Annotated in this window: 14 protein-coding genes; 10 read left to right on the top strand and 4 right to left on the bottom strand. The window is 70.6% G+C overall.

Annotation, left to right across the window (positions count from 1 at the left end; all coding sequences use genetic code 11):
- Window positions 1-25 precede the first annotated feature (25 nt).
- Window positions 26-502 carry a hypothetical protein gene (locus tag POF73_RS04495; RefSeq protein ID WP_272113115.1) on the top strand — a complete coding sequence of 159 codons (477 nt, stop codon included), beginning with the start codon at window positions 26-28 and terminating at the stop codon, window positions 500-502.
- Between the two features lie 59 nt (window positions 503-561).
- Here the strand turns inward: POF73_RS04495 and POF73_RS04500 are convergent, their stop codons facing one another.
- Together POF73_RS04500 and POF73_RS04505 are read right to left on the bottom strand one after the other, a co-directional pair.
- A complete protein-coding gene (locus POF73_RS04500; protein ID WP_272113116.1) occupies window positions 562-900 on the bottom strand; it encodes a P-II family nitrogen regulator in 339 nt (112 codons plus the stop codon).
- Window positions 897-2,216, bottom strand: a complete 1,320-nt coding sequence (locus POF73_RS04505) for an ammonium transporter (RefSeq protein ID WP_272113117.1) — start codon at window positions 2,214-2,216, stop codon at window positions 897-899. The genes POF73_RS04500 and POF73_RS04505 overlap by 4 nt, the downstream gene beginning before the upstream one ends.
- A 165-nt stretch (window positions 2,217-2,381) precedes the next feature.
- Here POF73_RS04505 and era point away from each other — a divergent pair, with 165 nt between their 5' ends.
- Window positions 2,382-3,344, top strand: coding sequence for a GTPase Era (gene era / locus POF73_RS04510; protein WP_272113118.1), 963 nt, complete (start codon window positions 2,382-2,384; stop codon window positions 3,342-3,344).
- A gap of 444 nt (window positions 3,345-3,788) precedes the next feature.
- Here the strand turns inward: era and POF73_RS04515 are convergent, their stop codons facing one another.
- The gene (locus POF73_RS04515) at window positions 3,789-5,108 is read right to left on the bottom strand and encodes an MFS transporter (RefSeq protein WP_272113119.1); all 1,320 of its coding nucleotides are present in this window, start codon (window positions 5,106-5,108) and stop codon (window positions 3,789-3,791) included.
- Between the two features lie 57 nt (window positions 5,109-5,165).
- Between POF73_RS04515 and POF73_RS04520 the strand changes: the two genes are divergently transcribed.
- The 5 genes from POF73_RS04520 to POF73_RS04540 all read left to right on the top strand — a co-directional run bounded on the left by POF73_RS04520 (window position 5,166) and on the right by POF73_RS04540 (window position 9,576).
- Window positions 5,166-6,146, top strand: coding sequence for an ArsR family transcriptional regulator (locus POF73_RS04520; RefSeq protein WP_272113120.1), 981 nt, complete (start codon window positions 5,166-5,168; stop codon window positions 6,144-6,146).
- A 189-nt stretch (window positions 6,147-6,335) separates the two neighbouring features.
- Window positions 6,336-7,403, top strand: a complete 1,068-nt coding sequence (locus tag POF73_RS04525) for a PhoH family protein (RefSeq protein ID WP_272113121.1) — start codon at window positions 6,336-6,338, stop codon at window positions 7,401-7,403.
- A 15-nt stretch (window positions 7,404-7,418) separates the two neighbouring features.
- A complete protein-coding gene (gene ybeY, locus POF73_RS04530) occupies window positions 7,419-7,916 on the top strand; it encodes an rRNA maturation RNase YbeY (RefSeq protein WP_272113122.1) in 498 nt (165 codons plus the stop codon).
- Window positions 7,913-9,220 carry a hemolysin family protein gene (locus tag POF73_RS04535; RefSeq protein ID WP_272113123.1) on the top strand — a complete coding sequence of 436 codons (1,308 nt, stop codon included), beginning with the start codon at window positions 7,913-7,915 and terminating at the stop codon, window positions 9,218-9,220. Before ybeY ends, POF73_RS04535 begins: the two co-directional genes overlap by 4 nt.
- Window positions 9,217-9,576, top strand: coding sequence for an MmcQ/YjbR family DNA-binding protein (locus POF73_RS04540; protein ID WP_272113124.1), 360 nt, complete (start codon window positions 9,217-9,219; stop codon window positions 9,574-9,576). Before POF73_RS04535 ends, POF73_RS04540 begins: the two co-directional genes overlap by 4 nt.
- Here the strand turns inward: POF73_RS04540 and POF73_RS04545 are convergent.
- A complete protein-coding gene (locus POF73_RS04545; protein WP_272113125.1) occupies window positions 9,538-10,998 on the bottom strand; it encodes an MFS transporter in 1,461 nt (486 codons plus the stop codon). The genes POF73_RS04540 and POF73_RS04545 overlap by 39 nt on opposite strands.
- 182 nt (window positions 10,999-11,180) lie before the next feature.
- On the opposite strand from POF73_RS04545, the gene POF73_RS04550 reads away from it, so the two are divergent.
- From POF73_RS04550 to POF73_RS04560, 3 genes are all read left to right on the top strand, one after another.
- Entirely contained in the window at window positions 11,181-12,002 is an 822-nt protein-coding gene (locus POF73_RS04550) for a helix-turn-helix transcriptional regulator (RefSeq protein ID WP_272113198.1), read from the top strand.
- 69 nt (window positions 12,003-12,071) lie between these two features.
- A complete protein-coding gene (locus POF73_RS04555; protein ID WP_272113127.1) occupies window positions 12,072-12,425 on the top strand; it encodes a cytidine deaminase in 354 nt (117 codons plus the stop codon).
- A gap of 140 nt (window positions 12,426-12,565) precedes the next feature.
- Window positions 12,566-13,366, top strand: coding sequence for a VOC family protein (locus tag POF73_RS04560; RefSeq protein WP_272113128.1), 801 nt, complete (start codon window positions 12,566-12,568; stop codon window positions 13,364-13,366).
- Window positions 13,367-13,424 lie beyond the last annotated feature (58 nt).

Here is a 13,424-nt window from a genome sequence, read left to right on the forward strand (position 1 = left end):
CCACCCGCAAAGGGAGCGAACCCCCATGAGACGTACACGTATCGGAGCAGGTGCGGCGCTCGCCGCCGGGGCCCTCGCGGTCACCGGACTGGCCTTCGCACCCGCCGCCTTCGCCGTCGCCCCCGGCAGCGCGACGATCACCGCCGACTGCGGCAGCTTCGGCGGTGGCGAGGCCACCCTCACGGCGACACAGAACGGCACCGCCGCCACCGTCACCGTCAACTCCTCCGCGATCACCGCGCCGATCGCGCTGTCGGAGGACTCGATCGCCTCGACCCTCACTCTCGTGAAGGCGAGCGGCGGCACCGTCGCCTTCAGCGGCACGGAGAACCCGGCGATGGCCGCCGGCGACCCCGTCCAGGTCGGCCCGCTGAGCGGCACCGTCGCCTCCGGGGACAGCCTGGAGGCCTTCGGCGGCTCGCTGAAGATGACTGTCCTCGGCATCACCATCACCTGCACGGCGACGGGGCCGCAGTCGCCGGGCCCGTTCGTGTTCGACTGAGGCGGCGTGTGCCGTACTCGGTGAAGAACCGAGGGGCGCGGTCCCGGCGCCGCTACGGCTTACAGCGCGTCGGGGCCGCGCTCGCCCGTGCGTACCCGTACGACCGTGTCGACCGGCAGCGCCCAGACCTTGCCGTCGCCGATCTTGCCGGTCTGGGCGGCCTTCACGACGGCGTCGATGACGTCGTCGGCGGCCTCGTCCTCGACGACGACCTCGATGCGGACCTTCGGCACCAGGTCGACCTGGTACTCCGCACCCCGGTACACCTCGGTGTGGCCGCGCTGTCGGCCGTAGCCGCTCGCCTCGGTCACGGTCAGACCGTGCACACCGATCTCCTGGAGGGCGGTCTTGACCTCGTCGAGCCGGTACGGCTTGACGATGGCGGTGATCAGCTTCATGCCTGCTTCTTGACCTTCTGCGCGGCGGGGACGGAGGTGGCGAGGGACGACGTGACCGGGGCGCCGTGCCCCAGGACCCCGTGATCGTAGGCGCTCTCGGCGTGCACCGTAAGGTCCAGGCCGGTGTGCTCCTGGTCCTCGCTCGCCCGGAAGCCCATGACCCTGTCGATGACCTTGCCGATGCCGAAGGTGACGAGGAAGGCGTACGCCGCCACGGCCACGATCGCCACCAGCTGCTTGCCGAGCTGAGCGAACCCGCCGCCGTGCAGCAGGCCCTCGGCCCCGCCCGTCATGGTGGCCGTCGCGAAGACGCCGATCAGCAGGGTGCCGATGACACCGCCGACCAGGTGGACGCCGACGACGTCCAGGGAGTCGTCGTAGTTGAACCTGAACTTCCAGCTCACGGCGTACGAGCAGACGACGCCGGCGGCGAGGCCGATGACGAGCGCGCCCAGCAGGGAGACCGAGCCGCAGGACGGCGTGATGGCGACGAGTCCGGCGACCGCGCCGGAGGCCGCGCCCAGGGTGGTGGGGTGGCCGTCGCGCTTCTGCTCGACGAAGAGCCAGCCGAGCAGGCCCGTGCAGCCGGCGGCGAGGGTGTTGAGGAAGACGGCGGCGGCCAGGCCGTTGGCGCCGAGCGCGGATCCGGCGTTGAACCCGAACCAGCCGAACCAGAGCAGGCCCGCGCCCAGCACGACCATGGGCAGGTTGTGCGGCCGCATGGCGTCCTTCTTGAACCCGAGACGGGGCCCGAGGACCAGGCACAACGCCAGCCCGGAGGCACCGGAGGTGATCTCGACGGGGAGACCGCCCGCGAAGTCGAGGGCGCCGAGGTGGTCGAGGATCCAGCCACCGGGGCCCCAGGTCCAGTGGGCGACGGGAACGTATACGAGCAGCGCCCACACCGGCACGAACACGATCCACGCCCCGAACTTCGCCCGGTCGGCGACGGCACCGCTGACGAGGGCGGCGGTGATGATCGCGAAGGTGAGCTGGAAGGTGGCGAAGAGGAGGGTGGGGACGGTGCCCTGGACGCTGTCCGGCCCGATCCCGGCCATGCCTGCGTGGTCGAGGCCGCCGATGAGGCCACCGGCGATGTCGTCCCCGAAGGCGAGGGAGTAGCCGCAGGCCAGCCACACGACGGTGACCAGCGCGATGGACACGAAGCTCATCATCAGCATGTTGAGGACGCTCTTCGTGCGGACCATGCCGCCGTAGAACAGGGCCAGGCCCGGGGTCATCAGCAGGACGAGGGCGGTGGCGGCGAGCAGCCAGGCGGTGTCGCCGGTGTCGACGCTTGCGGCGGCGAGGGGCACGGTTGTCTCCAACGGTGTGGGGGCTCGTCAGAGATTCACGGGCTCGCGTTTCCGGTCGCGTACGGGTGTGTTTCGGTGACGTTTCGTTGCGTGGAGGTTTCCGGAAGCTCACCGGGTGGGGTGCGGTCGGGCGCATGTACGGCGGGGCTCTGTGGATCAGGGAGAATGGGCGCCATGAGCGTTCGTACCCAGTCATCCGAGGAGTCGGCCGAGGCCGCCCACCGTGCCGGCTTCGCCTGCTTCGTGGGCCGCCCCAACGCGGGCAAGTCCACGCTCACGAACGCACTGGTCGGGCAGAAGGTGGCGATCACCGCCAACCAGCCGCAGACGACCCGGCACACGGTCCGGGGCATCGTGCACCGCCCCGACGCGCAGCTGATCCTTGTCGACACCCCCGGGCTGCACAAGCCGCGCACGCTGCTCGGCCAGCGGCTCAACGACGTCGTACGGACGACGTGGGCCGAGGTCGACGTGATCGGTTTCTGCCTGCCGGCGAACGAGAAGCTGGGCCCGGGTGACCGCTTCATCGCGAAGGAACTGGCGTCCATCAAGAAGACGCCGAAGATCGCGATCGTCACCAAGACCGACCTCGTGGACAGCAAGACGCTGGCCGAGCAGCTCATCGCGATCGACCAGCTCGGCAAGGAGCTCGGGTTCGAGTGGGCGGAGATCGTGCCGGTGTCGGCGGTCGGCGACAAGCAGGTGGACCTGCTGGCCGACCTGATCGTCCCGCTGCTGCCGGAGGGTCCGGCGCTCTACCCCGAGGGTGACCTCACCGACGAGCCGGAGCAGGTGATGATCGCGGAGCTGATCCGCGAGGCCGCGCTGGAGGGCGTCCGCGACGAGCTGCCGCACTCCATCGCCGTCGTCGTCGAGGAGATGCTCCCCCGCGAGGACCGTCCCGCCGACAAGCCGCTCCTCGACATCCACGCCTTCGTCTACATCGAGCGCCCCAGCCAGAAGGGCATCATCATCGGCCCCAAGGGCAAGCGCCTGAAGGAGGTCGGCATCAAGTCCCGCAGGCAGATCGAGGCCCTGCTGGGAACGCCGGTGTTCCTGGACCTCCACGTCAAGGTCGCGAAGGACTGGCAGCGCGACCCCAAGCAACTGCGCCGCCTCGGCTTCTGAACCCGCACCACCCGGAACGCCGACCACGCGGCAACAACCGCACATCGATACAGCCTGGACCTCCACGTCAAGGTCGCCAAGGACTGACAGCGCGACCCCAAGCAACCGCGCCGCCTCGGCTTCTGAACCCGCACCACCCGGAACGCCGGCCACGCGGCAACAACCGCACATCGATACAGCCTGGACCTCCACGTCAAGGTCGCCAAGGACTGACAGCGCGACCCCAAGCAACCGCGCCGCCTGGGCTTCTGAGGTCGGTTTCCTCGCCCCGCCGCCCCTGCCCGTCCCATCCTCCAGGGGCTTCGCCCCTTCGACCCCGGGCCCTCCTGGGGGCTGCGCCCCCAGACCCCCGCTCCGGCCCCCTGAAGGGCCTTGTCCTCAAACGCCGGACGGGCTGAAAGGTCTGGAGCCGCGTTGAGGCGTGGCCCCCCGGGTGGGCAGAGGCTAGGGACGGTCGCCCCGCCAGTCGCCGTCGCGTTGTGCCCATCGGACAGCCGGGCGCACTGCCAGACCCGCGGCCGCGAACATTGCGCCCAGTACCGCCCAGCCGGTCGTGCCGTGCTGGATCGCGGTGACCGTGACCAGTGCCGGGCCCGCCATCATCCCGGCGGACATGCCGGCGCCGAAGACGCCCTGGTACACGCCGTGGAGGCGGGCGTCGGCGAGTTCGTAGCCGAGGGTCCAGCCGCCCGCCGCCGACAGCACCTCGGCGAGGACCTGCACCACCGCACCGACCGTCAGCGCGAGCACCGCCCACACCGGTGACAGCCCCGCCGACAGCGCGTACACCGCACAGGCCGCCCCGAGCAACAGCCCCGCCCAGCCCATCGCCCGTACGGCGCTGGGGACTTGGGAAGCCCGGCGGGCGACGCGCACCTGGAGCACGGCGACCAGGACGCAGTTGACGATCGCGAGCAGGGCCGCCGTCCAGCGCGGCGCCTCGGTGCGCTCCACGATCCACAGGGGCAGGCCGACCTCGGCCAGTGTGTACTGCACGGCCAGCACCGCGTTCAGCACGGTCACCGTCAGATACGGCCGGTCGCGCACCGCACGCCAGCGGTCCACCGGCGCCGCCCCGGCGGGGTCCGCCTTCCGTGCCAGGACGTGCGGCGCGACCGGGAGCCGCCGCACCATCAGCGCGGGCGCCCAGAACGTCACCGCGTTGATCAGGATCACGGTCACATAGGCGCCCCGCGTGTCGAGTTGGAGCACGATCGCGCCGAACCCGCCGCCCACACCCATCGCCACGTTCGTGACCGTCCGCAGATACGCCCGCGCCGCCACCCGGGTCTGAGCCGGCAGCACATCGGCGTAGATCGCACCCTGCACCCCGCGACTCGCCATCTGCAGCCCGGTCCCGCAGATCACCGCGGCCAGGAACCCGGCGTACGAGTGCACCAGCGTGTAGGAGGCCGTCGCCACTCCGCAGGCGCCCCACAGCCATGAGCCCACCCGCCGGGCACCCCAGCGGTCGGCGGCCCGCCCGGCGGGCACCCCGGCCACCACACCGACCAGCCCCGCGACCGTCATCCCGAGCCCGACCGCGGTCGCGTCCAGCCCGACGATCCGGGTGAAGTACAGGACGCCCAGCGGGAAGTAGAGCCCGTTGCCCAGGGCGTTGAGCAGCACGAGCAGACCGGCGCGACGCAGGGTCGGGTCGGCGGGCAACAGCCGGGCCGGGCGGGAGGCGGGGTTGTCGGAGCGCGGCTCGGCCGTCGTGTCGTCGTCGCGGTGTGATGCCGAGGTGGCGGGTGTTGTGCTCATGGCGACATCTCAACCGGCGCGGAGACGCAGCCGACAATGATTTAGCGTGGCGCTCAAATGATCGAGTTCCACTTCGCCATCGGCGACCTGGCCACCACCTCCTTCGCGTACTCCCCGCTGCAGGAGGCGGTGTTCTCGCTGCGCTGCTGGCACGACCCGGCGCGGTTCCCCCACCAGCGGCCCTGGCTGCGACGGCTGCGCCCGGCCTACGAACGCCAGGACACGGAGCTCCTGGAGGCACTCGTCATGCCCGGCAACTGGATCGCGGACTTCCTCACCCCGCGTCCCGCCCGGGTACGCCCCGCTTTCGCCGAGGAACTGAACAGGGTGCGGGCCACCCCCGCCGACGCGGTGGACGACGGCTTCCGCCGGACCTGCGGCAAGGGCGGACCCCTGCCACCGGTCGTGGCCCGTGGACTGGCGCACCCCGAGAAGCTGCTGACCCGGGTGACCGCCGCGCTCGACGGCTACTGGCACGACTGTCTGGCTCCGGACTGGTGGCCGAGAGCACAGACCGTGCTGGAGTCCGACCTGTCCCACCACTCGCGCGTGCTCGCGGAACAGGGCTCGGCCGCGCTCTTCAAGGGCCTCGACCCGCGCCTGACCTGGACCGGCGACATCCTGCGTCTGACACCCCCCGTGGGCTCCCACTGGCCGGACGCGGACGTGCGGATCGCAGGCCGCGCCATGGTTCTGATCCCCACCCTGTTCGCCCGGGGCGCCACCACCAACATCGACCCCGCCCTGCCCCCGGTGCTGCACTATCCGGCCCGCGGCCGCGCCACCCTCTCCGAGGAACCGCCCCCGGTCAGCGACCGGGCCCTGGTCCGCCTCCTCGGCCGCCCCCGGGCCCGGCTGCTCCTGCTGCTCGCCGAACCGGCTTCCACGACGGAACTGGCCCACCGGCTCGGCGTCACCCCCGGCGCGGTCAGCCAGCATCTCGCCGTCCTCTACGACGCCGGCCTGCTCAGCCGCGCCCGCAGCGGCCGGATGGTCCGGTACGCGCGCACCCCGCTCGGCGACGACCTGTGCCGCTGACCACACGCGGCACACCGGCCGTGACGGGCGGCGCACCGGCGGTGAACAGCGCCGCGCCCGCGTGAAAACCTCCCCGGGGAAAAGGCCTACGGCCTTGTCAGTCCCCCGGCGTACCCTGGAAATCGCCAGGCCGCCCCCGTGGCGGACGAGTCGTTTCGAGGAGGACGAGCAAGGCCTACGAGCCGGCCCATGACTCAGACACCCACAGCTCACACCCCCGCGCAGGGGCAGGCACGAGCGCAGTTCACCGTCCCCGCCCAGCACCCCATGGTGACCGTCCTGGGGTCCGGCGACTCCCTCCTGCGCGTGATCGAGAAGGCCTTCCCGGCGACCGACATCCATGTCCGGGGCAATGAGATAAGCGCGGTGGGTGACAGCCATGAAGTCGCCCTTGTCCAGCGCCTGTTCGACGAGATGATGCTGGTGCTCCGCACCGGGCAACCGATGACGGAGGACGCAGTGGAACGCTCGATCGCCATGCTCAGGGCCAGTGAGAACGGCGAGGGACCGGAAGAGACGCCGGCCGAGGTGCTCACCCAGAACATCCTCTCCTCCCGCGGCCGCACGATCCGTCCCAAGACCCTCAACCAGAAGCGGTACGTCGACGCGATCGACAAGCACACGATCGTCTTCGGCATCGGCCCCGCCGGTACCGGCAAGACCTATCTCGCCATGGCCAAGGCGGTGCAGGCCCTGCAGTCCAAGCAGGTCAACCGCATCATCCTGACCCGGCCCGCGGTCGAGGCGGGCGAGCGGCTCGGCTTCCTGCCGGGCACGCTCTACGAGAAGATCGACCCGTACCTGCGGCCGCTGTACGACGCGCTGCACGACATGCTCGACCCGGACTCGATCCCCCGGCTGATGGCCGCCGGGACCATCGAGGTCGCGCCGCTCGCGTACATGCGCGGCCGGACGCTGAACGACGCCTTCATCATCCTGGACGAGGCCCAGAACACCAGCCCCGAGCAGATGAAGATGTTCCTCACCCGTCTCGGCTTCGACTCGAAGATAGTCATCACCGGTGACGTGACCCAGGTCGACCTTCCGGACGGCACCAAGTCCGGTCTGCGGCAGGTGCAGGACATCCTGGACGGCGTCGACGACGTCCACTTCTCCCGGCTCTCGTCCCACGATGTCGTCCGGCACAAGCTCGTCGGCCGTATCGTCGACGCGTACGAGTTGTACGACAGCAAGCACGGCACCCAGAACGGCACGCACAAGGGCCGCGGTGGCAAGGCCGGGCACAAGGGGAAGTAGAGACACAGCGCGACCATGTCGATCGACGTCAACAACGAGTCCGGAACCGAGGTCGACGAGCAGGCGATCCTCGACATCGCCCGCTACGCACTCGCGCGGATGCGCATCCACCCGCTCTCCGAGCTCTCGGTGATCGTCGTGGACGCCGACGCCATGGAGCAGCTCCACATCCAGTGGATGGACCTGCCGGGGCCGACGGATGTCATGTCCTTCCCGATGGACGAGCTGCGGCCGCCGTCCAAGGACGACGACGAGCCCCCGCAGGGGCTCCTCGGTGACATCGTGCTGTGCCCCGAAGTCGCCACGAAGCAGGGGGCCGAGGCGCCCACGCAGCACACCATGGACGAGGAGCTCCAGCTGCTCACCGTCCACGGTGTGCTGCATCTGCTCGGGTACGACCACGAGGAGCCCGACGAGAAGGCCGAGATGTTCGGTCTGCAGGCCGCCATCGTGGACGGCTGGCGTACGGAGAAGGGCCTGACCGGGCCCTCCCCCGCGCCGACCGTGTCATGAGCCTCCCTCTGGTCTCCGGGGCGATCGCCCTCGTGGTCGTGGCCTGGCTCGCCGCCTGCGCGGAGGCGGGCCTGGCGCGGGTCTCCAGCTTCCGCGCCGAGGAGGCCGTACGCAGCGGGCGGCGCGGCAGCGAGAAGCTCGCGCTGGTCGCCGCCGACCCGACGCGCTATCTGAACGTGGCACTGCTGGTGCGCGTGGCCTGCGAGATGGCCGCCGCCGCGCTCGTCACCTACGCCAGCCTGCAGGAGTTCGACAGCACCACCCAGGCGCTGCTGGTCGCGATAGCGGTCATGGTGCTCGTGTCGTACGTCGCCGTAGGTGTCTCCCCGCGCACCATCGGTCGTCAGCACCCGCTCAACACGGCTACGGCGGCGGCGTACGTCCTTCTGCCGCTCGCCCGCATCATGGGCCCGATCCCGCCGCTGCTGATCCTCATCGGTAACGCGCTGACGCCCGGCAAGGGCTTCCGCCGGGGCCCGTTCGCCTCCGAGGCGGAGCTGCGGGCGCTGGTCGACCTCGCCGAGAAGGAGTCGCTGATCGAGGACGAGGAGCGCCGGATGGTGCACTCCGTCTTCGAGCTGGGCGACACGCTGGTACGCGAGGTGATGGTCCCGCGGACCGACCTGGTCGTCATCGAGCGGTACAAGACCATCCGTCAGGCCCTCACCCTCGCCCTGCGGTCCGGGTTCTCGCGTATCCCGGTGGTCGGGGAGAGCGAGGACGACGTGGTCGGGATGGTGTATCTCAAGGACCTGACCCGCAAGACGCACATCTCCCGGGACGCGGAGAGCGAGCTGGTGTCGACGGCGATGCGTCCCGCGTTCTTCGTGCCGGACACCAAGAACGCCGGTGATCTGCTGCGCGAGATGCAGAAGGAGCGCAATCACGTCGCCGTCGTGATCGACGAGTACGGCGGCACCGCCGGCATCGTCACCATCGAGGACATCCTTGAGGAGATCGTCGGCGAGATCACCGACGAGTACGACCGTGAACTGCCGCCGGTGGAGGAGCTGGGCGAGGACCGCTACCGGGTCACCGCCCGCCTGGACATCACCGACCTGGGCGAGCTGTACGGCCTCGACGAGTACGACGACGAGGACGTGGAGACCGTCGGCGGACTGCTGGCGAAGGCGCTCGGCCGGGTGCCGATCGCCGGGGCGTCGTCGCTGGTCGAGCTGCCCGACGGCCGTGAGCTGCGCCTGACCGCTGAGGCGGCGGCCGGCCGCCGGAACAAGATCGTGACCGTGCTCGTGGAGCCGGTGGGCCCCGCCGGGCCCTCGCAGGAGGAGACGAAGCCGGAGTGACCCCTCAGCAGCTGCGCGCGTTCTGTCTGTCGTTCAACGCGACCGTGGAGGACTTCCCGTTCAACCCGGAGACCTCCGTCTTCAAGGTGCTGGGCAAGCTCTTCGCCCTGACGAACCTGGACGCCCGGCCCCTGACGGTCAATCTGAAGTGCGACCCGGAGGACGCGGTACGGCTGCGTGGCAAGTACCCGGGGCTGATCGTCCCCGGGTACCACATGAACAAGCGGCACTGGAACACCGTGACGGTCGACGGCGAGCTCCCGGACCGTTTCGTCCGGGAGCTCGTCGAGGATTCGTACGACCTGGTCGTGGCGGGTCTACCGAGAGCCGAGCGGCTCCGGCTCGACCGGCCCTGAGCCGGCCGAACGCCGCAGGCCGAATGCGATCAGGGCCGCAGCGGTCAGCACGATCGCCGCGTTCAGCGCCATCACCGTGCGGGTGCCGGAGAGCAGGTCGTCGGTGGTCGTGGCGAGGACGCCGAGCAGGGGGATGCCGACCGTGAGGCCGACCTGTTGGGTCGAGGTGACCAGGCCGGTGGCCAGGCCCTGTTCCTCGTCGGGGACACCGGAGGTGACCGTCAGGCCGTAGGAGATGATCGCGCCCAGGTGGAACATGCTCGCCAGCGAGACGGCCGCCGTGGCGAGCCAGACCGACCAGGTCTGGGCGTTGAGGAACGGCAGGGCCGCGATGAAGGCCCCCTGACCGGTGAGCGAGACCACCAGGGTGCGGCGGGCGCCGAAGCGGCTGATGAACCTCGGGGTGAGCGCGCCCGCGATCACCGACATGACGCCCTGGACGCCGAAGACCAGACCGGTCTGCCAGGCCGCCAGGTGCAGGGTCTCCTGGAAGTACAGGGTGAGCACGAAGATCACCGTCGACATCATCGAGAAGGTGACCAGTCCGCCGAGGTTGCCCCACGCCACCGTGCGGCGGCGCAGCATGGGCAGCGAGACCAGGGGTGCCTGGGTACGGGACTCGATGACCGCGAAGGCCGTGAGGAGCGCGAGGCCCGCGATGAGCGTCGTGACGACGTCAGCGCGCCCGAAGCCGTGGTCGGCGGCGGTCGTCAGGGCGTAGATCAGGGACAGCAGACCGCCGGTGACGGTGATCGCGCCGGGCACGTCCAGGTGCGGGCGGTCCGGGGTGCGGGACTCGGGCAGCAGGCCGGGCGCGAGCGGCAGCACGATCAGCGCGAAGACGGCGAGCAGGCCCATGGTGGAGCGCCAGCCGAACGTGTCGGTCAGGACGCCGCCCGCGACCATGCCGATGGTGAAGCCGAGGGACATCAGCGTGCCGGAGATACCGAGGGCACGGTCCCGGGCGGGGCCCTCCGCGAAGGTGGTCGTCAGCAGCGACATGCCCGTCGGGACGATGACCGCCGCGCCGAGGCCCTGCAGCGCGCGTCCCGCGAGGAACGACGCCGGGTCCCAGGCGAACGTCGCCAGCACCGAGGCGGCGGCGAACAGGGCGAGGCCGGTGATGAACAGCTTGCGGCGGCCGTAGAGGTCGCCGATGCGGCCGAAGAGGAGCAGGAAGCCGCCGGAGGGCAGCGCGAACGCGGTGACCGCCCACTGCAGCGCCGATGTGCTCATGCCGAGGTCGGCGCCGAGGACGGGGAGGGCGACGTTCAGGACGGAGAAGTCGAGCGCGACCATGAACTGGGCGGCGCACAGGACGAACAGGACGAGTTTGTCGCGCGTCGACAGCCGGGGGGTCAACCGGGGGGTGTCGAGCGGTGGGTTCGGGGCCGTGGTGGAGCTGGTGGTGTCGATCGCCATGGGTAAGAGACTGCTGGCGTCGGAATAGCCGTGGGGAGCGGGAAGTTGTCCTGGTGGTGGCACCACCAGGCAAGCGACATCACCGGCCAAGTGGCGCTGTCGGCCAACGGGATGAGGGGGATCCAATCGTGTCCGTGGACACGCTGAAGAGTCATCGGCGGCGCGAGCTGCGCGAGTTCCTGATGAGCAGGCGGGCCCGGGTGACCCCGGGCGAGGCAGGACTGCCGGACGGTGGCGCGCGGCGCCGTACGCCGGGGTTGCGGCGCGAGGAGGTCGCCGTGCTCGCCGGAGTGGGTGCCTCCTGGTACCAGTGGCTGGAGCAGGGGCGGGACATCTCCGTGTCGCCGCAGGTGCTGGACGCGGTGGGCCGGGTGCTGCGGCTGAGCAACGCCGAGCGACGGCATCTGTATCTGCTGGCCGGGCTGAATCCGCCGGTGGCCGAAGTGGCGCCCGAGAAGCAGGACATGTGTGACGGGCTGCGGCGGCTGATCGACGCGTGGATGCCGTATCCGGCGCACATCATGGACCGGTACTACAACGGCGTGCTGCACAACGACGCCGCCGCGACGGTGCTGGGCATGCGGCCCGGCAAGCGGTGGAACTGCCTGATCGACTTCTTCACCGATCCGATGTACCGGTCGCGCTCCAGGAACTGGGAGGCGAACGCGGCCACGGTCGTGGCGCAGTTCCGCGCGATCTGCTCGGCCTCCCCCGACGACGAGGGGTTCCAGGCCGTGCTGGCCGAGGCGAAGGCGTCCAGTGCGGAGTTCGTCGCGCTGTGGGAGCGGCGGGACATCGAGGACGCCGGGCAGATCCGCAAGGAGTTGGACCATCCGCTGGTCGGGCTGCTGTGCCTGGAGTCGAGCGTGATGCAGATGCCGGTGCGGCCGGATCTGTCGATCGTGCTGCACACGCCGCTGGACGAGGCGAACACCGCGGCGAAGCTGGAGTGGCTGGCCTCGCCGGAAGGACGGCGCGGGGCGATGTACCCCGTGGCCGGGTAGGCGGGCGGCGCCGGGGCTGTCGTTCGGGGCGGCATGATCCAAACGGCAGGCCCTACGTATGCTCAGCCCATGACCGACAACAGCGCGCTCGACCCCGAGGACCGCAAGATCGTCACCCTGGCCCGTTCCGCCCGGGCTCGCAACGGTGTGCCCGAGGGGGCGGCCGTACGGGACGAGACCGGCCGGACGTATGTCGCCGGGACCGTCGCTCTGGACTCCCTGAAGCTGAGCGCGCTGCAGACGGCGGTGGCGATGGCGGTGGCCTCGGGGGCCACGTCGCTGGAGGCGGCGGCGGTCGTGACGGAGGCGGCGGAGGCGGCGCCGGAGGACCGGGCCGCGGTACGGGACCTCGGCGGGCCGGGCACGCCGGTGCTGGTGGCGGGGCCGGACGGGGCGGTACGTACGACGGTTACGGCGGGCTGAGGTTCGGGCTGTTTCCTTGCCCTCGAACTTCCTTGTCCTCGAACTCCGGACGGGCTGAGAGGGCTGGAGCGGAGCCGACGGGCGGTTGTCGGTGTCGGGTGTCAGGCTGGGGTGGTACGGGTCTGCGAAAGGGCATCGTCATGATCACCACTGACCTCACGCCCGGCTCGCCCTGTTGGCTCGACCTCGGCGCACCCGATGTCCGGGCCGCCGTGGCCTTCTACGGCGCGGTGCTCGGCTGGGAGTACGAGTCCATGGGCGAGGCGGAGGACTTCGAAGGCGGGATGTTCAAGAAGGACGGCAAGACCGTCGCCGGGCTCGGCAAGCTCACCGAGGAGGGGGCGCGCTCGGCCTGGATGATCTACTTCACCGTCAGCGACGCGGATGCCACGACCCGGACGGTGGAGGGTGCCGGCGGCACCGTACGGGTCGCACCGATGGATCTTGAGGACTGGGGCCGGATGGCACAGTTCAGCGACCCTCTGGGCGGCCAGTTCGCCGTCTGGCAGCCGGGGAAGAACTCGGGCTTCGAGCTGGCGGACGAGACGGGCTCGCTGTCCTGGACCGAGCTGTACACCAGCGACGCCGCGGGCGCGAAGGAGTTCTACGGCGGTGTCTTCGGCTGGCAGTACGGCGACATGGAGCTGCCGGGCGGCGGGGGTACGTACACGCTGATCACTCCGGCCGGGCAGCCCGAGGAGCGTATGCAGGGCGGCCTGATGGAGCTGCCCGAGGAGAACCTCGCGCTGACCGGCGGGCGGCCGTACTGGCACCCCGTCTTCAACGTCGACGACTGTGACGCCGCGGTCGCCAGGGTCACCGCGAACGGCGGCGGCGTACAGATGGGGCCGGAGGACGCGGAGGGTGTCGGCCGCCTGGCCGTCTGCCTGGACCCGGCCGGCGCGGACTTCGTCGTACTGAAGCCGGCTACCCCCGGCTGAGCGTCGTACTGAAGCCGGCCACCCCCGGCTGAGCCCGCGGTCCACTCGGGCCGAAGCC

Source organism: Streptomyces sp. HD (genome assembly GCF_028369295.1).
GTDB lineage: Bacteria > Actinomycetota > Actinomycetes > Streptomycetales > Streptomycetaceae > Streptomyces.